The organism is Mycobacterium sp. MS1601 (genome assembly GCF_001984215.1).
In the GTDB taxonomy this organism is placed as follows: Bacteria; Actinomycetota; Actinomycetes; order Mycobacteriales; family Mycobacteriaceae; genus Mycobacterium.
The window spans coordinates 5,155,345-5,180,306 of the sequence record NZ_CP019420.1; the positions used below are offsets into that span (position 1 = coordinate 5,155,345).

At 64.3% G+C, this 24,962-nt stretch carries 24 protein-coding genes and 1 pseudogene; 14 read left to right on the top strand and 11 right to left on the bottom strand.

What is annotated here, in order from left to right; genetic code table 11:
- Positions 1 to 313: 313 nt before the first annotated feature.
- Together BVC93_RS24845 and BVC93_RS24850 are read left to right on the top strand one after the other, a co-directional pair.
- Positions 314 to 1,276 (top strand): GGDEF domain-containing protein, encoded by a 963-nt coding sequence (locus BVC93_RS24845; RefSeq protein WP_236950109.1) that lies wholly within the window; start codon positions 314 to 316, stop codon positions 1,274 to 1,276.
- A gap of 130 nt (positions 1,277 to 1,406) precedes the next feature.
- Complete coding sequence (locus tag BVC93_RS24850; protein ID WP_236950110.1) at positions 1,407 to 2,150, top strand: GAF and ANTAR domain-containing protein; 744 nt, start codon at positions 1,407 to 1,409, stop codon at positions 2,148 to 2,150.
- Here the strand turns inward: BVC93_RS24850 and BVC93_RS24855 are convergent.
- Together BVC93_RS24855 and BVC93_RS24860 are read right to left on the bottom strand one after the other, a co-directional pair.
- Positions 2,147 to 3,787, bottom strand: a complete 1,641-nt coding sequence (locus BVC93_RS24855) for a SulP family inorganic anion transporter (protein ID WP_083739769.1) — start codon at positions 3,785 to 3,787, stop codon at positions 2,147 to 2,149. The genes BVC93_RS24850 and BVC93_RS24855 overlap by 4 nt on opposite strands.
- Positions 3,784 to 4,161 carry an ArsR/SmtB family transcription factor gene (locus tag BVC93_RS24860; RefSeq protein ID WP_083739770.1) on the bottom strand — a complete coding sequence of 126 codons (378 nt, stop codon included), beginning with the start codon at positions 4,159 to 4,161 and terminating at the stop codon, positions 3,784 to 3,786. Before BVC93_RS24860 ends, BVC93_RS24855 begins: the two co-directional genes overlap by 4 nt.
- Before the next feature lie 76 nt (positions 4,162 to 4,237).
- Between BVC93_RS24860 and BVC93_RS24865 the strand changes: the two genes are divergently transcribed.
- From BVC93_RS24865 to BVC93_RS24895, 7 genes are all read left to right on the top strand, one after another.
- Positions 4,238 to 4,657: a DUF5313 domain-containing protein gene (locus tag BVC93_RS24865; protein WP_083739771.1), complete on the top strand. Its 420-nt coding sequence runs from the start codon at positions 4,238 to 4,240 to the stop codon at positions 4,655 to 4,657.
- A 242-nt stretch (positions 4,658 to 4,899) separates the two neighbouring features.
- Entirely contained in the window at positions 4,900 to 5,172 is a 273-nt protein-coding gene (locus BVC93_RS24870) for a hypothetical protein (RefSeq protein WP_083739772.1), read from the top strand.
- 281 nt (positions 5,173 to 5,453) lie between these two features.
- Positions 5,454 to 5,702, top strand: a complete 249-nt coding sequence (locus BVC93_RS24875) for a DUF3297 family protein (protein WP_083741316.1) — start codon at positions 5,454 to 5,456, stop codon at positions 5,700 to 5,702.
- A 340-nt stretch (positions 5,703 to 6,042) separates the two neighbouring features.
- Entirely contained in the window at positions 6,043 to 6,447 is a 405-nt protein-coding gene (locus BVC93_RS24880; RefSeq protein ID WP_083739773.1) for a TOBE domain-containing protein, read from the top strand.
- The gene (modA, locus tag BVC93_RS24885) at positions 6,444 to 7,211 is read left to right on the top strand and encodes a molybdate ABC transporter substrate-binding protein (RefSeq protein ID WP_083739774.1); all 768 of its coding nucleotides are present in this window, start codon (positions 6,444 to 6,446) and stop codon (positions 7,209 to 7,211) included. Before BVC93_RS24880 ends, modA begins: the two co-directional genes overlap by 4 nt.
- Positions 7,208 to 8,020, top strand: coding sequence for an ABC transporter permease (locus BVC93_RS24890; RefSeq protein WP_083739775.1), 813 nt, complete (start codon positions 7,208 to 7,210; stop codon positions 8,018 to 8,020). Before modA ends, BVC93_RS24890 begins: the two co-directional genes overlap by 4 nt.
- Entirely contained in the window at positions 8,017 to 9,108 is a 1,092-nt protein-coding gene (locus tag BVC93_RS24895; RefSeq protein ID WP_083739776.1) for a sulfate/molybdate ABC transporter ATP-binding protein, read from the top strand. Before BVC93_RS24890 ends, BVC93_RS24895 begins: the two co-directional genes overlap by 4 nt.
- 22 nt (positions 9,109 to 9,130) lie before the next feature.
- On the opposite strand, the gene BVC93_RS24900 is transcribed toward BVC93_RS24895, so the two are convergent.
- Positions 9,131 to 9,400, bottom strand: coding sequence for a metal-sensitive transcriptional regulator (locus tag BVC93_RS24900; protein WP_083739777.1), 270 nt, complete (start codon positions 9,398 to 9,400; stop codon positions 9,131 to 9,133).
- 263 nt (positions 9,401 to 9,663) lie between these two features.
- Between BVC93_RS24900 and BVC93_RS24905 the strand changes: the two genes are divergently transcribed.
- Entirely contained in the window at positions 9,664 to 11,967 is a 2,304-nt protein-coding gene (locus tag BVC93_RS24905) for a heavy metal translocating P-type ATPase (RefSeq protein WP_083739778.1), read from the top strand.
- Positions 11,964 to 12,929 carry a universal stress protein gene (locus BVC93_RS24910; RefSeq protein WP_083739779.1) on the top strand — a complete coding sequence of 322 codons (966 nt, stop codon included), beginning with the start codon at positions 11,964 to 11,966 and terminating at the stop codon, positions 12,927 to 12,929. Before BVC93_RS24905 ends, BVC93_RS24910 begins: the two co-directional genes overlap by 4 nt.
- Here BVC93_RS24910 and otsB read toward each other — a convergent pair.
- Both otsB and BVC93_RS24920 read right to left on the bottom strand, forming a co-directional pair.
- Positions 12,905 to 16,084 carry a trehalose-phosphatase gene (otsB, locus tag BVC93_RS24915; protein ID WP_236950111.1) on the bottom strand — a complete coding sequence of 1,060 codons (3,180 nt, stop codon included), beginning with the start codon at positions 16,082 to 16,084 and terminating at the stop codon, positions 12,905 to 12,907. The two genes, BVC93_RS24910 and otsB, sit on opposite strands and share 25 nt — an antisense overlap.
- Positions 16,085 to 16,136: 52 nt before the next feature.
- Positions 16,137 to 16,334, bottom strand: coding sequence for a hypothetical protein (locus BVC93_RS24920; RefSeq protein ID WP_083739781.1), 198 nt, complete (start codon positions 16,332 to 16,334; stop codon positions 16,137 to 16,139).
- A 244-nt stretch (positions 16,335 to 16,578) separates the two neighbouring features.
- Here BVC93_RS24920 and BVC93_RS24925 point away from each other — a divergent pair, with 244 nt between their 5' ends.
- A complete protein-coding gene (locus BVC93_RS24925) occupies positions 16,579 to 17,451 on the top strand; it encodes a universal stress protein (RefSeq protein WP_083739782.1) in 873 nt (290 codons plus the stop codon).
- Between the two features lie 21 nt (positions 17,452 to 17,472).
- Here BVC93_RS24925 and BVC93_RS24930 read toward each other — a convergent pair whose 3' ends face one another.
- Positions 17,473 to 18,930 carry a wax ester/triacylglycerol synthase family O-acyltransferase gene (locus BVC93_RS24930; RefSeq protein WP_083739783.1) on the bottom strand — a complete coding sequence of 486 codons (1,458 nt, stop codon included), beginning with the start codon at positions 18,928 to 18,930 and terminating at the stop codon, positions 17,473 to 17,475.
- A gap of 148 nt (positions 18,931 to 19,078) precedes the next feature.
- Here BVC93_RS24930 and BVC93_RS24935 point away from each other — a divergent pair, with 148 nt between their 5' ends.
- Positions 19,079 to 19,615, top strand: a complete 537-nt coding sequence (locus tag BVC93_RS24935; protein WP_192860096.1) for a flavodoxin domain-containing protein — start codon at positions 19,079 to 19,081, stop codon at positions 19,613 to 19,615.
- A gap of 108 nt (positions 19,616 to 19,723) precedes the next feature.
- Here BVC93_RS24935 and BVC93_RS24940 read toward each other — a convergent pair.
- The 4 genes and pseudogenes from BVC93_RS24940 to BVC93_RS24955 form a co-directional block, all read right to left on the bottom strand.
- Positions 19,724 to 20,667: pseudogene (locus tag BVC93_RS24940) on the bottom strand (1-phosphofructokinase family hexose kinase).
- Positions 20,667 to 22,712, bottom strand: coding sequence for an erythromycin esterase family protein (locus BVC93_RS24945; protein ID WP_083739784.1), 2,046 nt, complete (start codon positions 22,710 to 22,712; stop codon positions 20,667 to 20,669). The pseudogene BVC93_RS24940 and the gene BVC93_RS24945 overlap by 1 nt, the downstream one beginning before the upstream one ends.
- 23 nt (positions 22,713 to 22,735) lie before the next feature.
- Positions 22,736 to 22,999 (bottom strand): DUF1876 domain-containing protein, encoded by a 264-nt coding sequence (locus BVC93_RS24950; RefSeq protein WP_083739785.1) that lies wholly within the window; start codon positions 22,997 to 22,999, stop codon positions 22,736 to 22,738.
- A 75-nt stretch (positions 23,000 to 23,074) separates the two neighbouring features.
- Positions 23,075 to 23,506 (bottom strand): Hsp20/alpha crystallin family protein, encoded by a 432-nt coding sequence (locus tag BVC93_RS24955; RefSeq protein WP_083739786.1) that lies wholly within the window; start codon positions 23,504 to 23,506, stop codon positions 23,075 to 23,077.
- Between the two features lie 330 nt (positions 23,507 to 23,836).
- Between BVC93_RS24955 and BVC93_RS24960 the strand changes: the two genes are divergently transcribed.
- The gene (locus BVC93_RS24960; protein ID WP_083739787.1) at positions 23,837 to 24,514 is read left to right on the top strand and encodes a hypothetical protein; all 678 of its coding nucleotides are present in this window, start codon (positions 23,837 to 23,839) and stop codon (positions 24,512 to 24,514) included.
- Here the strand turns inward: BVC93_RS24960 and BVC93_RS24965 are convergent.
- Positions 24,435 to 24,947 carry a pyridoxamine 5'-phosphate oxidase family protein gene (locus BVC93_RS24965; protein WP_083739788.1) on the bottom strand — a complete coding sequence of 171 codons (513 nt, stop codon included), beginning with the start codon at positions 24,945 to 24,947 and terminating at the stop codon, positions 24,435 to 24,437. The genes BVC93_RS24960 and BVC93_RS24965 overlap by 80 nt on opposite strands.
- Between the last annotated feature and the right edge of the window lie 15 nt (positions 24,948 to 24,962).

Here is a 24,962-nt window from a genome sequence, read left to right on the forward strand (position 1 = left end):
GCTGTGAGTCGTCTGCTCGGCGCAGCATCGTCTGCCAACACACGGGTAGTCTGTGCCGCCGCATCACCCGTGTGCCGGATGTTTTGTCAATCAACCCATTTGGCGCCAGTTTCTCATTAGCCTTCGAGGCCTCGTCGCGTTCTCGAGACCATCAGCGGCGTGGGAGTGCGAGGGCAGACCACTTGGTCAGTGTGGACGGTGAGTGATGTGGCGAGGGCGACAGCTTGAGCACTTCGAGTGGGTTACTGACTTTCTGGAAGCGCGAAACGCACTGTCGTTAACTCGTCTCTTTGTTGCTGCAACTGCGACGGCGATGAGTGTGGCATTGCTGGTCCTGCTCTTCGGATCGGGCGGACCGCGCACTCAACCCGCACAGACAATGATGTGGTTGGCTGTCGGTGGTGGCGTCGCGGGAACACTGCTGTGGCTGTGGCGCTGGCCGTCTCGGAGACAGTCTGCGGCGTTTGCTGCCATCACCACCGCGTCGATTGCATTGGCATGCTTGGCCTACCCCGACCCCTTGGCTGCGCTGCTGGGTTGCATCGCGTTCACCACCATCGCTGGGTACGTGGCGTTCTTTCATGCCGCTCCGGTGATCCGCGGGACGCTCGTCGTCGTTGTCGCGGTGGCAGCTACTCGCGCGGTGGAACTCGCCGGCGAGGGCCGTGCCGCGCTCGCAATCGTGGACCTGTTCCTGGTGCTGCAGGCAAACATCGCGATAACGCTTGCCATTCACGGTCTGTTGCGGACGGTCAAGGGCGACTTGACGGTAGCCAATCTCGACCCACTGACCGGACTGCTGAATCGGCGCGCGTTTCGACGTCAGGTGTCCGCCGAGGTCGCACAGCGCCACGATGCGGCCGGTGACGGGTACCTGTTGGTAGGGCTGATCGACCTCGATGGATTCAAATCTCTGAATGACTCTCTCGGACATGCCGCCGGTGACCGAGCCCTTATCGCTGTCGCGGACGCGTTGCGCGCCTCCGCCGCCTCGACAGCTGTGGTGGCGCGCATCGGGGGCGAAGAGTTTCTGATTGCCGATCTTGTGTCATCACACCGCGATGTTCTGATCTGTCAGCACATCTGCACCGCGATCGACGAACTGCCGATACCGACAACGGCCAGCGTGGGTACGGCGTGTATGAAATTGGACGCACTGGCGAGAGGCGACTTCGACGAGGCCATGGACAGCCTGATATCCGCGGCGGACATGGCTATGTACCGGGCCAAGAGAAATGGTGGCAATCAGTGCAATCATCACGGAACGTTACTCTGAGCGGTCGCTGAGCGTTGGCTTGGCGTCCGACCCGTCGGGCTTGATCATCGACCTCAGCGTCGCCGAGGTTTCGGCGTCAGCTGACTGCAGGACGCCTTGTCGGTGACCTGTGGCGGCCACCAGTGCGACGATGGATGCTGTGGACGACATGGTGAACAATGCCGCAATCGACGATGCGCATTTCCTCGAGACTGTGCAGTCGACGCTGGTCGAGGTGACGCGACAGTTTGCTCATCCGGTGAGCATGGATGAAACCTTGACGGCGATCACCACGGCCGCCACGCGGTTGATCGACGGTGTGGACAGCGCCGATGTCCTGTTGATCGACGACGCTGACCAATACCGATCAGCGGCTGCGACTTCTCCGCTGGCTGAGAATCTGAGCCGTATTCAGCAGCAGCACCAACAGGGTCCGTGTGTCGACGCCGCTGTGGGGGAAACGATGGTGTTGTCCCAAGACCTGCGGCACGACTCTCGCTGGCCGGAGTATTCGGCGAAGGCCATCGACGCCGGAGCCTTGGGGGTGTTGTCCTTTCAGCTCTACACCCATCAGAGCCGGCCCAGCTGTCGGGCGGCGTTGAACCTGTTCAGCTGCACATCTTTCGCCTTCGATTCGGATGCGCAGGCAGCTGCTGCAATGCTGGCCACCCACGCGGCGCTGGCATTCATTGCCCAGGACCGCCAAGCGCAATTTCAGTCCGCGTTGGCCAGCCGAGACGCCATCGGACAGGCCAAAGGGATGTTGATGGAGCGGTACAAAGTTGATGCTGTTCGCGCCTTTGAGCTGATGCGCAGATTGTCCCAGGATTCCAACATCCCGATCGTGACGATCGCCGCCCGCATTGTCAGCACCGGCTCAGGTCAGTACATCTAGTCAGGTTCAACGTGCCTGCGGGCGTGGGCGATGGCTTCGTCGAGGGAATCGATGAGGTGATTTTCGTGACTGAGGGAGTCGATGATGCCGACGTTGGTGAGCAGCGGACGGTGTTCGGGTTGTACGCCTTTGATGATGACGGTAATACCCCGAGATTCGAGATCGTGGGTGATCTGGGTCAAGGTGTGTGCCCCGGTGGCATCCAGCATGCCGAGGCGGGACAAGCGGATGATGACCACTTTTGTGTCCGGGTGGCTGGCTTTGGCAATGGCCGAGGACATGCGGTCGGCGGCACCGAAGAACATGGCACCGTCGAGGCGGAGTAGGACGATGTGTTCATCACCGGGTAATGGTGGGCCGGGCAGGTTCTCGCGGGTCACGCTGCTGCGTCGTGCCACGGTGTACAGGGCCAGAAGCGCGCTGATCGCGATGCCGATCTCGACAGCCTGGATCAGGTCGAAACACACGGTGATCACCGCTGTCAGCGTGAAGGTGGCCGCCCCTGAACGGCTGGACCGCAGTATCCGCGCAACCGTGTGCCGAGAGATCATGCGACACGAGGTGACCATCAATACTGCTGACAATGATGCGATCGGAATAGCTGCGACCGGACTGCTGACGACATAGACGACTGCCAACAGCAGAATCGAATGCACGATCGCAGACAGCCGGGTCTGTGCCCCGGATCGGACGTTGACCGCGGTGCGCGCGATCGCCCCGGTGGCGGGCATCCCCCCGAACACACCCGATGCCATGGAAGCCAGCCCCTGACCGACGAGTTCGCGGTCCGGGTCATACGGTCCGGTCGCCGACATCGAGGCGGCCACCCGCGCGGAGAGCAGCGACTCGATCGCGGCCAGTGCGGCAATCGTCAGTGCGGCACCGAGAAGCTGGTGCAGTGTGGCCAGGTCGGTGTGTGGCCAGACCGGGGCGGGCAGATGCGATGGCAATTCCCCGATCCGGGTTGTCGGCAACTGCACGGCGATGACGAGCACGGTGGCTGCGACGACGGCAAGAAGCGACGCGGGGAGTGCGGGGTGAAGTCGCGGCGCCGTCAGCATCATCAGCACCACGACCGCCACCACGACAAGTGCGGGCCACGCTGTGGTCCAATCGGCGTGCACGACAGTCGAGGCCGCGGCCATCACGGGGGATTGGCCTTGCGGGGTCGGTTGGCCGAGGGCCGCGGGAACCTGTTGCAGGAAGATGATGATCGCGATTCCGAGAGTGAACCCTTCGATGACCGGCCAAGGGATGAACGTCACGGCGCGGCCGATACCACTGATTCCGGCGGCGAGCACAACAACCCCGGCCAGTACCGTGACCAGGGCGACGCTGCTCAGGCCGTATTGGGTGACGATCGGTGCCAGCACGACGGCCATCGCGCCGGTGGGACCCGAGACCTGCACATGCGAACCGCCGAACACCGCGGCCACCACTCCTGCAATGACGGCGGTTATCAGCCCGGCCGCGGCGCCCACACCGGAGCTGATTCCGAACGCGAGGGCCAGTGGCAGTGCCACCACCCCGACGGTGACGCCGGCCACTGCATCACGACGCCAGGATCGCCGCAGCCCGGTGTAGTCACTCGGGCTGGGCAGGAGTCGAAGGGCACGATCGAGGAGCAGGTTCCTCATTCAGAGACGCCGATGGGTGGCAGTGAACTCAGCGCGTCAAGCTGATCACGCTGGGCGGCAAGCGTATCGGCGAGGAACGTTCGGGCAATCAGCAACAGTTCGGCGATCTTCGGGTGGGCGATCGTGTAGAACACGGCGTTGCCCACCCGGTGCGCACCAACCACGTGATGTCGTTTCAGGACAGCCAGATGCTGCGAGAGCAAGGTCGGTTCGATCTCGGTGGCGGCGAGGATCGCGCTGACCGGTGTCGGCTCCTCGTTGGCAGACAGAATCTCCAACACCCGGATGCGTGCCGGATGGGCCAGTGCTTTGAACAGGTTGGCCTTGATCTCATAGAGCGGTCGCCCAGGGCCGTACATGACGCTGTCGCTCATCGTCGCCTCCTTGGGTCACTGGATTCATGGATTGATGGAATTCGCAATCCATCATATAGGGGTCTATTGTCGTGCCATGACCCGCGATGACATCGCACGGACGACACCCGGCCCGTGGCAGTACTTCACCTACTGTTACGGGCGAGCGCTACCCGATTCGATGCGCTCGTGGGTGGCTCGGGATCTGGCTGGTCCCGGGGCGACGGTACGGATGATGGTTCGGGTTGCCATTCCTGCGGTTCTGGTCCTGGCGCCCATCTGGTTCATCCCCATGTCGCTGTATCTGCATGCCAGCATGACGCTGCCTATTCTGATCCCGTTCGTGTACTTCTCCCATGCCCTCAACAAGGTGTGGCGGCGTCACATGCTCGCCAAGCATGGGCTGCCCCCCGGTCTTCTCGACGAACGGGCGCGTCTGAAGAACGCTCATGTGCACCAGGCGTACGCCGACCGTTACGGCCCGCGCACCGGCCCGAGCAGCAGCCACGACATCTGATCGTTGCTCCGACGCAGACTCTCTGCTCCCGGATGCCCTCGACACCCTTGAGCCCCAGTCCTTTTGGTGGGGTTCGACGCGAACCCTTTGCCGTTCGGATGTGCGGGCCCGTTCCGTCACCACCGGAATCGTCGACTCGCCCGACGTCATCAACCACCGGCGAGGATGCGCCCCGGCCTGAAAAAGGGGTGCGCGGGGTCAAGGCCCGGTATTGTCCACGGCAACAACAAAAGGGGATTGTTATGGCACAAAAGTTTTCGGGTCGTCGTCTCGGTGCGGTGATCGGTGGTGGTGCGATCCTCGCGATGATCGGCTTCACCGCGGCGTGCAGCAGTGAGAGCAGCACCCCAGAGGAGTCGACCACGACCACCACCACCACCACGACAACGACGACCACGTCGGAGCCGACGGTGAGCCCCACGGAGAACATGCCCAACCCGAACGTCTCGGGTGTCTTCACGCCGCCGGTGGTGGCGCCGCAGCCGACGCTGCAGCATCCCTCTCCCGGCGACTAACCCATTGGTGAGGAGCAAGGTGATCAGTACGGGTGTCTCGTCGCTCGTTGATCGCCTTGGTTCTCGTCGAGAGCTGAACCACTCCTCTGTCAGAGGAGCTGGGTGGTCTTCTTCTCCCGCCGTCAAGGTGGGCAACGGTGCCTCGGCTGACCAATACAGACGTGCCCACGTTCCTCGTCCTCGGGCGGCACGCCCGGGGCTCTGTGCAACCCGCCACCGCGAGGTCGCGTAGATTTGAGGATCACTCCGAGCACCTGACACTGCATTCAACGAAGGCCATGATGTCCGAGGACCCGAACACAGACGTTCCACCGAATCACCTCTCCATCGATCCGACCAGTCCCTTTTTCAGCGAAGAGGTGCTGCGCCGCGACGTGGGTATTCGCTTCAACGGCGTCGAGAAAACCAATGTTCACGAATACAACGTCGCCGAGGGTTGGGTGCGTGTTGAAGTCCGCACCGCGAAGGATCGCCGGGGCAATCCTATGGTCGTCAAGCTCAGTGGCACGGTTGAGCCTTATTTTCGTTGAGCGGCATGGCGGGCGCGCTTGATCCCCAGCGCGGCTCTGAGCGCAAAGCGCGACTGGCCTGCGGCCTGAGCGGCCAGGCTGACGATCTCTAACCGTTTGGCGCGCAGTGTCATTGGAGGTAGGCGGTCGCGTTTGCGGTCCGTGTGGTTGAGGCTGCGCGCCGATCACACATGCGCGTCCCGCGTGGCGGCGACTCTGGTTTGCCGGACCCTCCCCGACGCGACTACTCAGGAACCGGCGAAGCGGAAATCGGAGTCCGTCTGCACCGCAGATGCCCGGTAAAATAGGCTGTTGGTTCCGCACCCGCGGATTACGGCCGGAGACCTGAGGGGGAGGATCGTTGTCGGATATCCGGATCAAGGATGCCGCCACGTTGTTGGGCGTCAGTGATGACACGGTCCGGCGGTGGATCGACAGTGGAAATCTCACGGCGCAGAGAGATTCCGCAGGTCGCAAGGTCATCGCCGGAGAAGTGCTGGCCGAATTTGCGCGCGAGCACGCGGCGCCCCCACCGGATCCGTTGGGGATCTCCAGTTCGGCGCGCAACCGCTTCGTAGGACTGGTGACCCGGGTCAATGCCGACGGGGTGATGGCCGAGGTGCAGATGCAGTGCGGGCCTTTCACCGTCGTCTCCCTGATGAGCAGCGAGTCGGCAAAGGGATTGGGTTTGCAGCCAGGTTCACTCGCCGTGGCCGTCGTCAAGGCAACCACCGTGATCGTCGAAACACCGGAAGGCAGTTCATGATGCGCGCGGTTCACTTCGCCCTCGCAGCACTCGGTGTCGCCACCCTCGTCGCCGGCTGTTCGGGCTCTGGGTCCGACTCCGTGTCCGCCACCGGTGATATCACTGTGTTTGCTGCCGCGTCGCTGAAAAGCACGTTCACCGAATTGGGTGCCCAACTCGAGGCCGCCAACCCCGGCACCACGGTGAGCTTCAACTTCGCCGGCTCGTCGGATCTTGTTGCCCAACTCGCCCAGGGCGCCCCCGCAGATGTGTTCGCCTCCGCCGACGAAAACAACATGGCCAAGGCAGTCGACGGCGGTCTTGTCGCCGGTGACCCGGTGGACTTCGCCACCAACACACTGACGATCGTGACACCGCCGGGAAACCCCAAGGGCATTGCCTCGTTTGCCGATCTCGCCAGACCGGAGATCACCGTCGTCGTGTGCGCTCCCCAGGTACCGTGCGGTTCCGCCACCGAGAAGATCGAGCAACAGACCGGGGTCACCTTGGCCCCGGTCAGCGAGGAGTCTGCCGTCACCGACGTACTCGGCAAGATCACCTCCGGGCAAGCCGATGCCGGCCTGGTCTACGTCACCGACGCCAAAGGCGCCGGCGACGCGGTGACCGAAGTTTCCTTCCCCGAATCCAGCGGTGCGGTCAATACGTACCCCATCGCAGTTCTGTCCGGGGCGGCCAACTCGGAAGCGGCGCAGGGTTTCGTGGACTTCGTCACCGGCCCCGAAGGTCAGAAGCTGCTGTCGCAGGCAGGTTTCGCCGCTCCATGAGGCTCCGGCAACAAGCCGGAAGGCTGATCCAGGTCGGTGTGCCGGTCTGGATCTATCTGCCGGCCATGGTCGGGGCGCTGTTCGTCGTTCTCCCGTTGATCGCGATTTTGCTGAAGATCGACTGGGCGAACTTCATCCCCCTGGTCGTCTCCGAATCATCGCGCTCGGCACTGCTGCTGAGTCTCAAGACCGCCACGGCAAGCACACTCGTGTGTACCTGCCTGGGCGTGCCGATGGCGGTGGTGCTGGCCCGCGGACAGTTCCCGGGACAGGCGGTGCTTCGCGCTCTGGTGTTGTTGCCCCTGGTCCTCCCACCGGTGGTGGGAGGTATCGCCCTGCTCTACACCTACGGCCGCCTCGGCCTGCTCGGTCAGCATCTCGAGGCGTTCGGTGTCCGGATCGCGTTCTCCACCACCGCGGTGGTCCTGGCCCAGTCCTTTGTGTCACTGCCGTTTCTGGTCGTCAGTCTCGAAGGCGCCATCCGGTCGGCCGGAAGCCAGTACGAGAACATCGCCGCGACACTCGGTGCTCGACCCACCACCGTGCTGTGGACGGTGACGTTGCCGTTGGTGCTGCCCGGTCTGATGTCGGGTGCGGTACTGGCATTCGCGCGGTCGCTGGGCGAGTTCGGCGCCACTTTGACTTTTGCCGGCTCCCTGCAGGGGGTGACGCGCACGCTGCCGCTGGAGATCTATCTGCAGCGCGAAACCGATCCTGATGCCGCAGTGGCACTCTCGCTGTTGTTGATCGTGGTCGCCGCGGTCATCGTCATTGCCTCGGCCTCGCGCCGACTGACAGGCCCGATATGAGTGGCCTTGACCTGCGCGCACGACTGGAACTCCGAGATGTCGAGTTCGACCTGGCACTCGATCACGGTGATGTGCTCGCCGTGCTGGGGCCCAACGGTGCGGGGAAATCCACTCTGCTGTCGCTGATCGCCGGTCTGCTTCGGCCGGATGAGGGCCGAATACTCCTGGGCGACACCGTGATCGTCGACACCACCGACGATACGTTCGTCCCCGCCCATCGCCGCGGCGTGGTGATGCTCGCCCAACAGGCGCTGCTGTTCCCGCACATGAGCGTCGCTGCCAACGTCGCCTACGCCCCTCGATGCCACGGTCGCAGCAGAACCGAGGCGTCGGCCATCGCGCAGAAGTGGCTCAAGGCGGTCGAAGCCGAGCACCTTGCCGACCGCAAGCCTGCCCAACTCTCGGGCGGGCAGGCTCAGCGGGTGGCGATCGCCCGTGCGCTGGCCGCCGAACCGCAACTGCTGTTGCTCGATGAGCCGATGGCCGCCCTTGATGTCACGGCCGCACCAGCGGTACGGCGGCTGCTGCGTGACATCCTGCGCGGCGATCGAAGGACCGCGGTTATCGTCACCCACGATATTCTCGACGCTCTGGCAGTCGCCAACAAGGTGATTGTCGTCGAACAGGGGCGGATCGTGGAACAAGGCGCCGTCCGCGACATCCTCACCTCGCCGCGCAGCGCCTTTGCCGCACGTATCGCCGGGGTGAACCTGGTTCCCGGAACAGCAGGCGAGCCTGGTGTGATCCAGACTCCCACCGGTGCACAGATTTTCGGTGTCGGAGAGCTGGTATCGGGCCGCGCCGCGGTCGGGCTGTTCCGTCCCGCCGCGGTGTCGGTGTTTCGCGATCCACCGCAGGGCAGCCCGCGCAACGTCTTTCCCGTGACGATCGTCGAAATGGACTTCACCGGGAGCACGGTCCGTGTGCGCGGACAGGGACAGATCGACGCAAGCACCGGAATCGCTGCAGACATCACCGCCGCAGCCGCTGCTGACCTCGACCTCGCGCCCGGTCAGGAGGTCTACTTCGTGGTCAAGGCCCAGGAAGTCGAACTGCATCCAGCGTTGGAAACCGACGACCGCACCTGATGTTGTGCCGCCGCAATGCTCATCAGGCCAATGCCATGAACAACTTCTCGAGCTCTGCTTCGGTCATCGGCTGCTTACCGTCCTGAGTCTCGCCGGTCAGGCATTCGCGCATTCCGGTGGCGACGATCTTGAAGCCGGCTCTGTCGAGCGCCCGCGAGACTGCTGCGAGTTGGGTCACGACGTCTTTGCACTCGCGACCCTGTTCGATCATCGAGATCACACCCGCGAGTTGACCCTGGGCCCTGCGCAGCCGGTTGAGTACCGCGGCAATGGCTTCTTCGTCACCGACCATCGGTGGTGCCCCTTTCCGTGAACAGCCCAGTCATAGTACCCGCAGGGGTATTTTCGGCAGTGCTCAGCAAGGGGCCGGTCCGGCGGCTGGAGGAATCACGCGGACGTCTCTGACCTTGTCCAGGTCATCGACGCCGCAAACTGCACTGGTCATGTCGCGACGGGGCCCAATGGCCCTACTGGCAGTCGCCCTTTCGTGATCGACTCGGATGAGCGGCGACACCACGACCTCGGTTGCGCTGTGTGATCGGCGGGAGGTTCTCGATGGGTGGCCGCGTGCAGTGGAGATCGCTGAAGGAGCCCGCCTTGGTGGTGCTCACTGTCGTCGCGCTGACCGGTGGCGGCATCGCGTGGTTGATGGGCCGAGCCGACGTCGCAGACCGAGTGTGGGCGGTGGGAACCATCCTGGCGGTGGCGCCGGCGGCGGCGTGGGTGTTCGCGGCACTGCGTCAGGGCAAGCTGGGCGTCGACGTCATCGCGGTGCTGTCGTTGGTCGGCAGCCTGGTCGTTGGTGAGTACCTGGCCGGTGCGATCATCGCGGTGATGCTGGCCGGGGGGCGCGCCCTGGAGGCCGCGGCATCCCGGCGCGCGACTCGTGATCTGAGGGCACTGCTGGAGCGTGCGCCCAGGTTCGCGCGACGCCAGGTGGGCACCACCATCAGCGTGGTCCCGGTCGATGATGTGGTGGCCGGCGACCTGCTGGTTGTTGCCTCCGGCGACGTCGTACCGGTGGACGGTCGGGTGGTGCAACCCGTCGCGGTGCTCGACGAATCAGCCCTGACTGGAGAGTCTCTCTCGGTGGAACGCGGTTGCGGTGAACCGGTCCGCAGTGGGGTCGTGAACGCCGGTGACGCCTTTGAGTTGCGGGCCACCTCCAGCGCGGCCGACAGCACCTATGCCGGCATCGTCCGCCTGGCGCAACAGGCCGGCGCCGAGAGCGCGCCGGTGGTCCGCCTGGCTGACCGGTACGCGGCGTGGTTCCTTCCGCTTGCGCTGCTGATGGCGGGTGCGGCCTGGCTGGTCAGCGGGTCTGCTGTGCGAGCTGTGGCGGTACTTGTGGTGGCCACTCCCTGTCCGCTGCTGTTGGCAGCTCCGGTGGCCATCGTTTCGGGACTGTCCCGCGCCTCCCGCGCCGGCGTCGTTATCCGCAGCGGAGGCGCACTCGAGAATCTCGGGCATGCAACCACTCTGGTGATGGACAAGACCGGCACCCTCACCATGGGTCGTCCCACGGTGATCGACGTGCTCGCTGAGCCCGGCACCGACTCACGCGACATGCTTCGTTTGGCGGCGTCGGTGGATCAAGTGTCACCGCACGTGCTGGCCGAGGCAATTGTCAGCGAAGCACTCTCGCGTGGGCTGCCCCTCAGCCTCGCTTCCGACGTTGTCGAAGAAGCAGGTCGGGGGGTGACGGCCACGGTGGATGGCCGACGCGTCGCGGTCGGCAGAATCAGTGAGGATGTTGCCGGTCGGCCATGGGTTCAAGCCGCGTTGAATCGGGTGCGCTTGGACAGCGCAGCGTTGGTGTGGGTCAGCATCGACGCAGACCCGGCCGGCGCGATACTGCTGCGAGATCCGCTGCGGCGACAGGCACCTCGCACCATGCGAAGACTTCGCGAAGCCGGTTTCACCCGATTGGTCATGCTCACCGGAGACCGGATGGAGCCCGCTCGCGACGTGGCCACCGTATTGGGGCTCGACGAGGTATACGCCCAGCAGACACCGGCGGACAAGGTGGCTGCGGTGCGCGCCGAATGCGAGAAGGCGGTGACCGTGATGGTGGGCGACGGCATCAACGACGCGCCGGCGCTGGCTGCGGCAACGGTGGGTGTGGCGATGGGTGCACGAGGAGCCACCGCTTCGTCGGAGGCTGCGGAGATCGTGCTGACGACCGACCGTCTCGATCGGCTGGCCGATGCCATGGACATTGCCCGTTGGTCGCGTCGCATTGCCGTGCAGAGTGCGGTGGTGGGCATGAGCTTGTCCGTGTTGGCAATGGCGGTGGCCGCATTCGGTTACCTGCCGCCGGCAGCCGGCGCGCTCTTGCAGGAAGGCATCGACGTTGCGGTTATCCTCAACGCGATCCGCGCACTGCGCGGTGATCCGGCCACCCACGTGACACTGCCCACCGGCACAGAGGCGCTGCTGCATCGTTTCTCAGCAGAACACGACACCCTGCGTGACACCATCGCATTGGTTCGCGACAGCGCCGATCGACTGGTGGAAGCGTCTGACGAGCAGGCCCTGCCGATAGTGAAGGCCGTACATGCAGAACTGGAACAGCGGATTTTGCCCCACGAACGAGCAGAGGAGCATGAGCTCTATCCGGCGCTGGCGATCCCACTGAGAAGCGGTGAGGCCACTGCGACAATGAGTCGAACACACGCCGAGATCGAACATCTCATCGACCGCATTGGCACCCATGTCCACGTAGCGGAATCTGCCGGCCGAGTCCAGATCGGTCAGCGTCGAGACTTGCTGGCCGCTTTGTACGGGCTGCACGCGTTGCTGCGCCTGCATTTCGCTCAGGAGGAGGAGAACTACTTCACGCTCGCGCCTGACCAGTGACCGAGATCCGCAGCAGCAACGGCGATGGATGCCGCACCGTCCAGGCGTGCCTTGAAAACAACGACCGCGCGAAAGGCGCAACGATGAACGACACGACAACAAACGGCCCGGTGGTGGTCGGGATCGACGGATCGAAGTCGGCACTGCACGCTGCGATCTGGGCCTCGGCCGAAGCGGCGGCCCGACATGTGCCTATGAGGCTGGTTCACGTGGTCTCCTCTGACAACGCGCGGGACCGGGAGGAGCCAATCGCCTACGCCGAGCGCGCTTTGCACCATGTCTGGAAGAGGCTTCGGCAACAGACATCCAGCACCGTGCGCATTGAATCGGAGGTGCGACAGGGTGATCCGGCAAAAGAGCTCGCAAAAGCTGGGCAGGGCGCGGCGTTCATCTGCCTCGGCGCTGATGGAACGGGCCGCAATGGCCGGCGTCATCTCGGCACGGTGGCGCGGAACGTGGCTCGCCACGCATCGACCCCCGTTGCCGTGATACGACGGCGCTCCCAGAATCGGTCCCCTGACGGCCCGATGCCGAGAAAGTGGATCATGGCGATTCTGCGAGAGCATCACGGAGCTGACGCTGCCCTCAGCGCCGCCGTTGACGAAGCGAGGCTACGGCATGTCCCCATCCTCGTGATGACGTCATGGTCAACCACATCCAGTACACCTGCAGCCGGTGGCGATGATGTGCAGTCCTTTGTGGACCGCCATCTGTGCACCGCTGAGGGAAGCGGAGACGACATCGAGATTTGCGCGTTGCCGGTGCCGGCCGACATCGTCCCGCTGATCGCAGATGCCGCAGGAACATTGGAGATGGTGATCGTGGCGGCGCACGACGTCGCGACCGTTCAGACGTTGACCAGCACGAGAGGCAACGAAGCTCTGTGCGGGTCAGATTGTTCGGTGCTGGTGGTGGGTGGACGGAAGACGTCGGAGCATCAACAATCGAAGGCCACCGTTTGACCAGGGGAGAGAACTGCCGTTCGTCCGCGGCACTCGATCAGCACCGGCGCGGCGTCGTCCCGACAGGCGGCACTGATCTCGGCGCTGCGACCACTGACCCGAATGTGCAGATGCTGGCCGCGGTAGTGTATCGAAACCGTCAGCGGTCCAGCATCTTCGGGCCACGAAGGGCTCAGTACAATGCGGTCTCCCCGCGTTTCCAAACCGGTGAAACAGCGCTGGACCAGGTCCACACTGCCGGCCATGGCGGCCAGGTGTACACCTTCGGCCGTCGTCCCGCCCTGGATATCGGCGACATCAGAGGCGAGCACCTGTCCGAAGAACTCGGTGGCGCGATCTCTGTTGGCTCGTGCCAGGACCCAGGTGTTGACCACCGCACTCAACGTGGATCCGTGCGATGTCCTGGCGAGGTAGTAGTCGACCATGATTGGGATCAGGTCGGGTTCCAGTCGATATCCAAGGCGGTCGAGAATTTCGCGTAGCTCGTCGGAGGAGAGCAGGTAGAGCAGCATCAGTACGTCGGCCTGTTTGGCGGCCTGGTAGCGATTGACGTCATCACCCTCGGCTTCAAGGATCCGGTCGAGACGTTGAATGTTGCCGTATCGAACTCGATAATCGATCCAATCCAATTCCCGCAGAACCTCGTAACCCTCGAACTGACTGATCATGTTGTTGTGAAACGGCACGAAAAGTCGTCGGCTCACATCGTCCCAATGGGCCAGCTCCGCGTCAGTCAGTGCCAATTCCTCGCGCAGATCCAGTCGTGACATGAGGGGAAGAGTCTGCAGAGCGTCGAACGCGCGAAGAATCACCCACACCGCCATCACATTGGTGTACGCGTTGTTGTCCACACCTTGATGCGGGCGGTCCGGATATCCGGAATGAAACTCATCGGGGCCGATCACGCCGTTGATGCTGTACTTGCCGCGATTCTTGTCGTAAACAGTTCTGCTGACCCAGAAGCGGGCAATCTCGATGAGCAGCGTGGCACCGAAGTCGATGAGGTAGGGGAGATCACCCGAGGCCTGGTAGTACTGCCACACGTTGTAGGCGACGGCGATTCCGGCGTGGTGCGCCAGGTGGCTGGGGTCCGGATTCCACCGACCCGACTGTGGGTTCAGATGCACCTGTGGGCTTTCCTCGCGACCGTCGCTTCCTGACTGCCACGGGAACATGGCACCTGCGTAGCCGGCGAGGGCGGCCGCACGGCGCGCTTCTGGCAATCTACGGTGGCGGTAACGCAGCATCGCACGGGTGATCGTCGGAAACCGCAGGTTCAGCACCGGCACGATGAACAGTTCGTCCCAGAAGACGTGCCCGCGGTATGCCTCGCCGTGTAGGCCGCGGGCAGGCACTCCGACATCGAGATCTGCAGTATGAGGTGAGATCGTCTGCAGCAGATGAAGCAGATGCAGGCGCAGCACCCGGAGTTCATCGGGATATCCGGCCACCTCGATGTCCAGACGTTCCCACAGGTGGCTCCACCGCACTTCGTGGGCCCTGCGCAGCTGTGCGGCGGGACCGAGGCCCGCCATGAGTCGGACGGCGGTGTCCGATGGTTCGGAGGTGGCCACGTCACGGCCGGTGACGATGCAGGCCACCTTGTCGACGGACACAGCCTGCTTGGCGGCGACGTGGACGGCGAAGCGGTGGCCGACAGCGACGGTGCCATCGAGTCTGGTGAGTGGTGTGTGCACACCGTCGCGCTCGGCAGTGGTGCGGACAGCCACCGCGACGAAAATGCGCGACTGGACGGTCCGCACTGTCAGCACAGCCGTGTCGTGGGATACCTCGGAGCTGACCGGCTGCAGATGGGCGCTGGCCAGGTCGCGGTAGCGCTCGACGCCGCCATTGCGCACGTCTGCGTCGATCGACGATTCGAACTCGATTGCCCCTGACCAGTCTTCGGCGACAACACGGGTACTCAGCACCGCGACGTGGGCCTCGTGCATGGCGGCAAAGCGATGTTGGGTCAACGAGGTGGTGCGACCTCTGGCATCGCGGAAGCGCACCTGTCTGGTCATCACCGCGGACCTCATGTCCATACTCTGGTGATACTCGAGGATTGACACCGCGTCGATGTCGAACCAGTCGCCACCGTCGACGCGGAACTTCAGAGGCAACCAGTTCGGTAGGTTGACCAGGCTCTCGTTCTCGGTGTGCCGACCGTTGACGATGTCGTCCAGACGATTGAAGATTCCCGCAACATAGGTGCCCGGATAATGCCGTTCCCCGGCGCGGCACTCCGGTGCGGCTCCTCGGGTGGCGAGATAGCCGTTGCCGACGGTGCACAGCGCTTCCCTGAGCTTCTCCGCTGACGGGTCATATCCGTCGAAGGTGAAAGTCCAAGCCTGCGTTGTTTCCCGCTCCTGGCTCAACCATGTGCTCAGCAGGCCGAGCAGCCGGCACACTTCGTCGGGATCGCGCACGGTGTAGCGTGCTGCAGTCGCTCGATGACCGTCTTCGTCATGGCGCACCAGAACCGCGATTCCGCTCAATCTGAGGGCCAGGAACACGTCCTCGTCGGTGGTGTCGTCACCGACGTAAATCGGCAACGCCCGTTCGCCTCGGGTGACGCGTTGAGTTATCCAGCGCACCGCGGCACCTTTGTCCCATTCGACGTCCTGATGCAAGTCGACGACTTTGCGGCCCTGGACGTGTCGCAAGCCGTGCTGCCGGGCGCAGCGCACGGCGGCGTCTTGGACGACGCCCTGATGCCGACTGTCGACATTGCGGTAGTGCACGGCGATCGAGTGGCGCTTGTGTTCGACGCGAACACCCGGTATGCCGGCCAGGTTTTCGCGAAGTGCCGAGGCTGCGCGTTCGAGAGTCGTGTCTGCGCCGGTGTCCCCGGCCGGCAGGAACGAGATGCCTTCCGGGCCTGCCAGTTCCAGGCCGTGATTTCCTGCGTACCAGAGGTTGTCGATGCCGACGCGACTGCGGACATCGCTCAGATCGCGCCCACTGACGATCGCGACCGGGCACAGCGCCGCAAGCTGGCTGAGCGCCCCGGCGGCTCCTTCAACCAGGGTCGCGTCGTCCGGATCGGCCACGATGGTCGACAACGTGCCGTCGAAGTCGAGACAGACCACAGGACCTCGGGCGGTGACCAGATCATGCAGCTCGGCGCTGCACTCGATCACGTCAGGAAGCATTGCCGCCGAACAGTATTCGCTGGCGGCTCCGTTGATTCTGTGGGTTGCGCCGTCAGCGCCCGCTCGCGATGGCGGCGGGGGCACAGTTGGCCTTGGCGAAGGCAACGACGGCCTGCTCGGGGAGATCGCGGACGATGTCGGCATCCGCGTCGATGCCGAGTTCTGCCATGTGGCGAGCAGCAGCGACCAACGTCTCGTGCTCACCGGTGCAGGTGGCGCCGGCGGGCGGGATGTCTCTCGCAGTGGTCATGGGGTCCTCCGCACGTTGTCGTCAGGACAGGAACAGTCCTGCCAGGCTGATACTGGGCCGGAGAGGGGCGCCGCGCTAGGGTCATTCGACCCTCGGGGATGCGGACGCTCGCCCCTGGTCGACTCGGTCTGCGCGCACGACATGACCAACGGCCCTCGACCGCTGGACCAATGACCTCAGACCGTGACGGCGACAACGCCATAGTCTCCAGAGATCCGTCCAGCAAGCAGCCCGGAGGGCAGCTATGAACGAGTTCATTTCACCGGTTGTGGTCGGTGTCGACGGGTCGGCTGCCTCCCTGGAGGCCGCGCTGTGGGCCGTTGATGAAGCAATGACCCGGAACACCTGGTTGGTACTCAGCTCGGTGGTGGACCCCCGGGACTCAGACTTGAGTGCCAGGCTGACCTCTGCCCGACGAATGCTGTGTTCTGCCAAGGCGTTCGTGCAAGATGCCAAGCCACGCGCCATGGTCAGGGCCGAGGTGCTCGTCGATGACGAGGCGCATGCGTGGTTGCAGCACGGACGCACGGCGTCTCTGTTGTGTCTGGCGCGTCACGCCGGTTTCGGCAGCGGTGATTCTCCCAGGTGTCCACCGGTCGCTGACGTGGTTCGTTGGGCGGAGGTTCCGGTCGCCCTGGTGGGGCGCCACCCCGCGCCCCGTCCGGATGATCGGTGGGTGGTGGTGGTCATCGACGCCTCGACACACGCCGGCACGCTGTGGGCTGCGGCCCTGGCAGAGGCAAGGATGCGCGCTGCCGCCGTCATGATGTTGGCGCCGCCTGGCGTATCGCCTGACGATGTGCAGGAGGAGCTAGAGCGGAGCGACCCCGGCGACGACTTGGAGGTCTGGGCCATGCCCTGGACTGATGATCTGTCCGGTCTGCTGGCGCAGGCAAACGGTCATGAGCAGGTGGTGGTGATCAACTCGGCAGCGGGCGCGGTTCTCGACAACTTGCTCGATGCCGGGCACGACAGTGGGTTGCCCGTGGATTGCTCTGTCCTGATGATGCCCTGCGACATCACCAGCTGCAGTCGACCCGCTCACCAACACATCGAGGGCCACCCGTTCTACTGCTCGACGCCGGTGGTGCGGGAGCCCGGTGCCGCCGGTAGCTGACGGTAACGGCCGTGCCCACTGTCACCTCGGCGGTCGGCGTCGGATGCTGCGGCGATTGGTCTGCTTGGCGGGTGGGCTGGACTTGGGGAGCAGTTCCACCACAGTGTTGGCTTGTTCTGCAGAAGTTCGGCTGGCGACCACCAGCTCGTGGACGGCGTCGTGCACCTTGCCGGCGAAGAGATCGAGATCCGGTGTCGAATCGCGGTCGGCAACGATGCCGAAAACCAGCTCGTCGGCATAGCTGAGTATGGCCACACCCGTCAGCAGGCCGACTCCGATGGGCGGGACGGGCAGCAGGTGTCTGACCGTGTGCCCACCGACGCGGTGGCGTTTTCTGGGGCCCGGCACGTTGGTGGCCAGAGCTACCACGCCGCGCTGTGGCAGCGCAGTCAACAGCCGAACAGTCCAGGCGGACAGCATGAACGGGAAGTATCGGGCCGCCTGCATCAAGAGCGCGGCCGCCTGTGGCTGACCGCTGTGCTTGCCCCCGGCCAGTCGTCGGTGCACCACACCGAGCCGTTCCAGCGCATCGTCGATGTCCACGGGCAAGAGGGTGAGCATGGCTGCAACGCGGTTGTCGGTCTGGTCGAACGCATCCGACCGCCGAATCGAAATGGGTACGAGTGTGCGTACCGGCTCCTTTCCGGGCGCTTCGTGGCGGGCCAACAGAACCGCCCGGAACCCGTGGGCTATGGCGGTCAGAGCCACGTCGTTGACCGTGACCTCGAATGCCGCGCAGATGCTCTCGACATCGCTCAGGGAGACCCGCACGGCGCGGTACCGGCGCAGAGTGCCGAGCCTGCCGGTGAGTGAGGTCTGGGCGGGCCGCACTATCTCCGAGGCCATCTGAAGGGCGCCGACACCGGCTCGAGCGAGCCTTCTGGGAAGTACGGATGAAGCCTGCCAGGCCGCCTGAATCACCTGGCGCGGATCGACACTCAGCTGTATCCGCCCGCGCGCTCCTTGCGGATGAGTCGAGCCATGAATCTGGTCGGCGAATGTCGCCCCGCCGCCGTCATCGAAGAGCCTGATCAAGGTGTTGGTGGCGGCGATACCGTCGGCGATGCAATGGTGGAGCTTGATCAGTATCGCCCAGCTGTCGTGCTCCAGGCCCTCGATCACCCAGCACTCCCACAGCGGCCGCTCGCGATCCAGTCGGCGAGCCATGATGTCTGCGGTGAGGTCGAACAGGGCGGTATCATCGCCCGGCGCGGGAAGCGCCACCCGTCGGACGTGCCGGTCGATTTCGAAGTTGGGGTCCTCCTGCCATTGCGGGGCCTTGAATTTGAGTGGGTGCTGCCGCAGCACCTGGGTGAAGCGTGGAATCGAAGCCAGTCGCGCTGCCAGAGTCGCCAAGAGGACATCCTGGGGCTCGGGTGGGCCGTCCAGGATGGCGATGCCGCCGATGGCCAGACTGATGTGGCGGTCGGCGTCCTCGGCCTCGAGAAATCCCGCCTCGAGAGCTGAGAGATGCTCCATATCAACACTATCGAGGCGACTCCATCAGCGTAGGAAGTTCGAAAGGTACCTCTTTCAAGTGACAAGCGACCCTAGTTGGGACGGTGAGCGGACCGGAAGCCTGGTCTTCAGGAAGGCAGCTTCGACCGATCCGAGAAGAGGTGCTGCGATGCGTGTACTCGTTGCCTACGCCTCCCGCCGCGGCGGGACGGCAGGGCTGGCTGCCATGATCGGAGATGCGTTCGGGCGCAACGGATGGGAGGTCGACGTTCGTCGCGCCGGTGACGTTCATGACCTGGCTGAGTTCGATGTCGTGGTGGTGGCTTCCGCGCTGTACATGGGCCGGTGGCTGGGGGAGGCCCGTCGGTTTCTGCGACGGCATGCCGACGAGTTGCGGACGCGGCACGTATGGCTGGTCAGCAGTGGGCCCCTGACGCGGGATGTTGAGATCGACACTCCGCCACCGCGTGCGGTGAAACGGTTGGCGGTGAAGGTGAACGCCTACGGTCACGCGATGTTCGGAGGGCGGCTGCTCCGCGACGCACGCGGATTTCCGGCCCGCGTAATGGCACGGTCGAGTTCGGGGGACTATCGCGATCCTGCCCGGGTGCAGGCGTGGGTCTCGGCGGCAGTGGCCAGCGTGCGGGCTGTCAGTGCCCGTGAGCGCCAGTCGCACGCGCAGCCGGAACACAACACTTCGCTCTGACACCCGTCAGCGTCCTCTGGCATTCGATGCGACGGAACCGTTCACGATCACGTCGAGATCGACGACTTTCCTGTGGGCGCTGCTCGCCGCCCGGACGTTCACTGTCGATCACGAGAGTTCCACGGGGTCCGGCACGACACGGAACAGACGTTCGACATCCTCTCGACGGCAGACCTCGGTGCCCGGCGTCAACAGCATGGCTGCTCCCGCAGCGACGCCGAATCTCATGGATTTCCTCAGCGACCACCCTCGCTCCAGGCTGGTCACCACGGCGGCCACCATCGCGTCTCCTGCGCCCACCCCGCTCACACCGGAGACAGGTACGGCGGGGAACAGCGCGGCGGTCGTGTCGGTGATCAACAGGGCACCATGGGCGCCGCACGACACCACGACGATACGAGCCACACCGTGACTGATGAGCTCCCGGCCCGCGGCTACCCGCGCCGTGTCGTCCGACAACTCCCTGCCAAGCCGGTCGCGGAGTTCGCGCACACTGGTCTTGAGGAGCCATACGTCGGAGGTGATCTGGTGCAGGCCTCGTCCCGATGTGTCCAGCACCATCAATGTATCTGTTTTGCAGCATATCTCGGCGACACGCTGGTACAGATCCGGCGACGACCCAGGGGGAGGCTGCCGCTGCAGACCACGAAGCGTGCGCCTTGCGCGGCTTCGTCCAGAGCCTTTAAACATCGGTTCTCATCCTCGGCGGTCACCGTAGGACCGGGCAGGACGAATCGGAACTGACGCCCCGTGTTGCGTTCGTTGACGGTGAAGCTCTCCCTGGTCGGCCCGGCTATCCGCACTTCTCGGATCGGGACCGAGGCGCGGTGCATGAGATCGATAATGGTTTGACCGGTGGGCCCACCCACAGGAAACACCGCTGTTGCCACAGCGCCGAGAGCCTGGGCTGTGCGGGCCACGTTGATACCGCCACCACCGGGATCGTAACGCGCAGCACTGCAACGGAGTTTCTCTGTGGGATCGACGGTGTCGGTGGCAGTGGTGATGTCCAGAGCTGGATTCATCGTCAGAGTGACGATGGATGGCGGCATCACAATCCCGTCGGGAACGTCTCGGGTGTCTCTCCGGCGACCCAGCGACTGTTCACCTCAAGCGGCTCGAGAGCGCTGGTGCGGTCGATGTGGATGATGGCGTCGAACTGGTCGGCCGAGCGGACGTGAAAGTAGTGGCTCTGCCGTTCGGTCGCAGGAAGATAGATGACCCCGATGGCTCTGCCCAGACGAACCGTGGACAACGGTTCGTCTGCCCAGCGGCTGATCCTGGGCGAAATCAGGAACGCGTCCCGGCCGGTCGCATGGAACAGCTCCTCGACACTGCCGTTGAGTGCCGGGCGAACCGTTTTCCGCTCGGCAGGGCCACCCCATTCACTGGCGGCGGTCACGCTACCGGTGTACGTGGTCATGCCGATGAGGCGAGCGCTGTCGGCGTAGGTCTGACGTGCCAACTGACCCAGTGTCAGTTGACCGTCGGCGGATACCTCGGTGGCTCTGGCATCGCCGACGTGAGAATTGTGGGCCCACACCACGATTCGTGCCGGCTTTCGGCCGTCGCGACCCAGATGCGCCGACAGTGCCTGAAGTGTTTGATGCATGTGCCGGTCGCGCAGGTTCCATGACGTCACGCGGCCCCCGAACATGGCGCGGTAATACTCCTCGGCATTGCGCACCGTCAGGGCATTCTGCGTTGCGTAGAACAATTCGTCTTCGCCCACCATGCCGTCCCGGCGGGCGAGCGTGAGGGCGTTGCGCTGCATGTCGGTGAGCTGTGCGATGACCTGTCGCTCGCAGGACAACCCGGCTCCGAACGCGGCAGCGAACCCGTAAGCCTGTCCATCGTCGCCGGCGGTGCGATCGAAGCAGGCGTACCTGTTGCGGGCTCGCCCGGCCGCTGCGGGGTCGACGTTCTCGAGGTAGTTGATGACTTCCTGCATCGATCTGTGCAGGCTGTACAGATCGAGCCCGTAGAAGCCTGCTGGTGTACTGCCGGCAGAATCGCAGCGTTGATTGTGTCGATGCAGCCATTGCACGAAGTCGCGGACATCGACGTTTCGCCACATCCAGGAGGGGAAGCGTTCGAAGCCTCGCAGCGCCTGATCAGCGGTCTGATCGGTGCCGAGTCCGCGTACGTAGCGGTTCACACGGTAGGCATCAGGCCAGTCCGCTTCGACCGCCACGGCACAGAATCCTCGTTCGGAGATCAACCATTTCGTGATGGCAGCGCGCGCCGAGTAGAACTCGTGGGTGCCGTGTGAGCTCTCACCGATCAGAACGATCTGTGCATCACCGATGATCTCATCAAGCACCTCGTGGGGTGGAACGCCGTGCGGAGCGTCGACTGCGCACCGGTTGACGCCGTCGATCGGTGTCGGCTCGGTCAGCACCGAGACGTTGGCAGGTCCCGTGGTTGGCTTTGCCAGGTAATCCCGCACCTCGTCGTCGCTGACCTGGCGGAAATCCCAGAACGACTCGCCCACCGCCACGAACGGCGTCGGCATGCTGGCGCACACCATGTCATCGACGACGTCGGCGAACGCGCGGCACGTGGACTCGGGCGCCGCGGGGACGGCGACCACGATCTCAGCGGCGTCTTCGTCGCGCAGCGTCTGCACCGCGGCGTACATGCTGGAACCGGTTGCGAGCCCGTCGTCTACGAGGATGACCGTCTTTCCGGTGACCTCGATCGGTGGCCGCTCCCCGCGATAGGCGGCCTCCCGGCGGAGAAGCTCGCGCCCTTCGCGTTCGACGATATCGCGGAGCTGCTGTGGGCTGACGCGCAGTGCGCGGATGATGTCATCGTTGACCACGACGCGGCCGCCGCGTGCCACGGCGCCGATCGCGAACTCTTCGTGGCCGGGAGCGCCGAGCTTGCGCACGATGAAGGTGTCCAGCGGTGCGCCGAGGGCTGCCGCCACTTCCCAGGCAACGGGCACGCCACCGCGCGCAAGGCCCAGTACGAGAACATCGTCGCGGTTGCGGTAGGCAGTGAGCAGCCCGGACAAAACCTGACCGGCTTCGCGACGGTCCCGGAAGACGCGGCGGGGTTCGCCGAGGGTCGTTGTGTCCTGTGTGTGGGTCATCGGAGTTCCCTGTTGTGTTCGGATCAGTTCAGATGGTCCACCGGAGCGTTGGTGGCGGCCTCGATGTGGTGCCGGGTTACGGAGCGCAGTTGCTGGGCAAGATCGGTCAGCGCCCGCGCGGCAGCAAGCTCAGCCCCGATATCCGCGATATCACGATCGGCAGGGTTGCAACGCGCTCGCCCCTCGGCCACCAAAGTCCGCTCTCCCCAATGTAACCGCGCGACGGCCTTGGTAGTGCCGTCGTGCTCGTCGGTGGTCACATCCACCGACCAGTGTTTGCCGTGCATGGCATTCCTCCCATGGGATGGCGCCGCGAGCGGCGGTCTCGGCACACGAGCGCGTGCACGAGACCGCCGCGGCGGTCACTTCGTCGATTCGATCGACACGTGCTTCTCGGTCACCGCAGACTCCTTCAACGGCACCGTCACCGTGAGGATCCCCTTGTCGTAGGTGGCTTTGATGCTCTCGTCGTCGGCGCCGGCCGGCAGTGTGACCGAGCGGAGGAAAGAGCCGTAGGAGAACTCCGACCGCCCGCTGGGCTCCTCCTTCCGCTCGCTTCGCTCCGCCTTGATGGTGAGGACACCGTCACGCACGGTGACGTCGACGTCCTTCTCCGGGTCCACCCCCGGGATCTCGGCCTGCAGCTGATACTTGCCGTCCAACACGGCGTCCTCAACCTTGATGATGTGGCCGTCGAACGGTGGTCGCAGGTTTGCCCAGCCGGGTAGCCCTGAGAAGAAGTCGGAAACGTCCGGCCAGAACGAGCGATGCTGGTGCACAGCAAGATTGCTCATGATGTGTCCTTTCGTAGTGATGTTGCCGCAAAACCAGATCCGACCACCGGGGCAGGGTGGGGGACTAGGGGCAGAAGTCCTCGCCACACAGGTCGATGGTCCGGCGAGAGTTGGCGGCGCCCCAACCCAAGGTCGAGCAACGCCCTGACGGTTGTCGCGGTTGGCCTGCAGCGAGCGGGCTCACAGGACTCCGGCAAACAAGTCGTAGCCGTATTGGTTGTGGTTTGTTCGCCGAGATGGTGCAGTTCTTTGCCGACGCGCTGTACAAACGCCAGACACTGGTGACAACCGGCCCTAGGCAGGTCCAGCTATGCGCGGGAAGCTGCTGGCATGCCTTCCAACACCGTCAAGACCGGTGCCGCACTGGGATTTCTCTACGTCGCACGGCGGTACTACCGCAACTGGGGAACCACCAAAGAGGAGTGCTCGGAGACACTGCCAGGGGACGATCTGGTGGAGGCTCCGGCCGTCCAGACCACCGAAGGAATCTGGATCGACGCACCCGCGGCCGACGTCTGGCCCTGGCTGATCCAGATGGGCCAGGACCGCGGTGGCCTCTACAGCTACGAGAAGCTCGAAAATCTTGCGGGTCTGCAGTACCACAACACCGATGTCGTACATCAGGAGTGGCAACATCTGCTGCCTGGGGATGTCGTTCGGCTGGCACCCCAGCGGTGGCTGGGACTTCGGGACGGCCTCGTGCTCGAAGTCGCCAAGGTGGTGGAAGGGCAGTCGATAGTGCTGCGCGCGACCCCTGCACGTCAGCACTGGAACGCGGTGTGGTCGTTTCACGTGCTCCCGCGATGGGATGACCGGTGCAGGCTGCTGATTAGGTCTCGAACGGGATTACGCCACCCTGGTGAAGTACTCGCCACCGAAATCGCCGGGCCGGCCTTGGCGATCATCACCCGGGGGATGCTGTTGGGAATCAAACGTCGCGTAGAGAATCTGGCCCAAGCCGACGCGGCAGCGGCGGCCGCCAGCGGGGATGGCCAGCGGGTGCGCTAGAACTCTCATCTCTGGGCGCGCTTGCCGGGCGGTCGAACTGGAACCGGCGACCGCTGACCCGCAGCGGACGAATGCGGACGAAATGTTGTTTGTCCGCGTCCACCCATGGCCGCAGCCCGGCCTGCTCTGCAACGTCGATCTCGTCGTCGGTGGACAGAATCCTTGCGAACCCCTTGACGATGACGCTCCAGCCTTGAGTGTGCTCGTGGCCGTCCGCCTCGAAGGTGACGTTGTGATTGATGGCGGTGCTGACCAGCTTCGTTCCTCCGGCGGTCCGGAACAACAGAGTGCGGTCCTGAACGGCGAAGTTGACCGGGAACACTTCGGGTTCGCCGTCAACACTGGTGATGAGGCGGCCTAGCGAGACGCTGGACAACAGATCCCAGCAGGTGCTCTCCGGTAGGACGGTGGCGAGTTGGGTTTGGTTGGACATGGCCGTGACGCTACG

What these genes read in the sequence shown, in the direction of transcription:
- BVC93_RS24845 (WP_236950109.1), top strand. Translation starts at nt 314, where the DNA reads ATGAGTGTGGCATTGCTGGTCCTGCTCTTCGGATCGGGCGGACCGCGC.
- BVC93_RS24850 (WP_236950110.1), top strand. Translation starts at nt 1,407, where the DNA reads ATGGATGCTGTGGACGACATGGTGAACAATGCCGCAATCGACGATGCG.
- BVC93_RS24855 (WP_083739769.1), bottom strand. Translation starts at nt 3,787, where the DNA reads ATGAGGAACCTGCTCCTCGATCGTGCCCTTCGACTCCTGCCCAGCCCG.
- BVC93_RS24860 (WP_083739770.1), bottom strand. Translation starts at nt 4,161, where the DNA reads ATGAGCGACAGCGTCATGTACGGCCCTGGGCGACCGCTCTATGAGATC.
- BVC93_RS24865 (WP_083739771.1), top strand. Translation starts at nt 4,238, where the DNA reads ATGACCCGCGATGACATCGCACGGACGACACCCGGCCCGTGGCAGTAC.
- BVC93_RS24870 (WP_083739772.1), top strand. Translation starts at nt 4,900, where the DNA reads ATGGCACAAAAGTTTTCGGGTCGTCGTCTCGGTGCGGTGATCGGTGGT.
- BVC93_RS24875 (WP_083741316.1), top strand. Translation starts at nt 5,454, where the DNA reads ATGTCCGAGGACCCGAACACAGACGTTCCACCGAATCACCTCTCCATC.
- modA (WP_083739774.1), top strand. Translation starts at nt 6,444, where the DNA reads ATGATGCGCGCGGTTCACTTCGCCCTCGCAGCACTCGGTGTCGCCACC.
- BVC93_RS24890 (WP_083739775.1), top strand. Translation starts at nt 7,208, where the DNA reads ATGAGGCTCCGGCAACAAGCCGGAAGGCTGATCCAGGTCGGTGTGCCG.
- BVC93_RS24895 (WP_083739776.1), top strand. Translation starts at nt 8,017, where the DNA reads ATGAGTGGCCTTGACCTGCGCGCACGACTGGAACTCCGAGATGTCGAG.
- BVC93_RS24900 (WP_083739777.1), bottom strand. Translation starts at nt 9,400, where the DNA reads ATGGTCGGTGACGAAGAAGCCATTGCCGCGGTACTCAACCGGCTGCGC.
- BVC93_RS24905 (WP_083739778.1), top strand. Translation starts at nt 9,664, where the DNA reads ATGGGTGGCCGCGTGCAGTGGAGATCGCTGAAGGAGCCCGCCTTGGTG.
- otsB (WP_236950111.1), bottom strand. Translation starts at nt 16,084, where the DNA reads ATGCTTCCTGACGTGATCGAGTGCAGCGCCGAGCTGCATGATCTGGTC.
- BVC93_RS24920 (WP_083739781.1), bottom strand. Translation starts at nt 16,334, where the DNA reads ATGACCACTGCGAGAGACATCCCGCCCGCCGGCGCCACCTGCACCGGT.
- BVC93_RS24925 (WP_083739782.1), top strand. Translation starts at nt 16,579, where the DNA reads ATGAACGAGTTCATTTCACCGGTTGTGGTCGGTGTCGACGGGTCGGCT.
- BVC93_RS24930 (WP_083739783.1), bottom strand. Translation starts at nt 18,930, where the DNA reads ATGGAGCATCTCTCAGCTCTCGAGGCGGGATTTCTCGAGGCCGAGGAC.
- BVC93_RS24935 (WP_192860096.1), top strand. Translation starts at nt 19,079, where the DNA reads ATGCGTGTACTCGTTGCCTACGCCTCCCGCCGCGGCGGGACGGCAGGG.
- BVC93_RS24945 (WP_083739784.1), bottom strand. Translation starts at nt 22,712, where the DNA reads ATGACCCACACACAGGACACAACGACCCTCGGCGAACCCCGCCGCGTC.
- BVC93_RS24950 (WP_083739785.1), bottom strand. Translation starts at nt 22,999, where the DNA reads ATGCACGGCAAACACTGGTCGGTGGATGTGACCACCGACGAGCACGAC.
- BVC93_RS24955 (WP_083739786.1), bottom strand. Translation starts at nt 23,506, where the DNA reads ATGAGCAATCTTGCTGTGCACCAGCATCGCTCGTTCTGGCCGGACGTT.
- BVC93_RS24960 (WP_083739787.1), top strand. Translation starts at nt 23,837, where the DNA reads ATGCCTTCCAACACCGTCAAGACCGGTGCCGCACTGGGATTTCTCTAC.
- BVC93_RS24965 (WP_083739788.1), bottom strand. Translation starts at nt 24,947, where the DNA reads ATGTCCAACCAAACCCAACTCGCCACCGTCCTACCGGAGAGCACCTGC.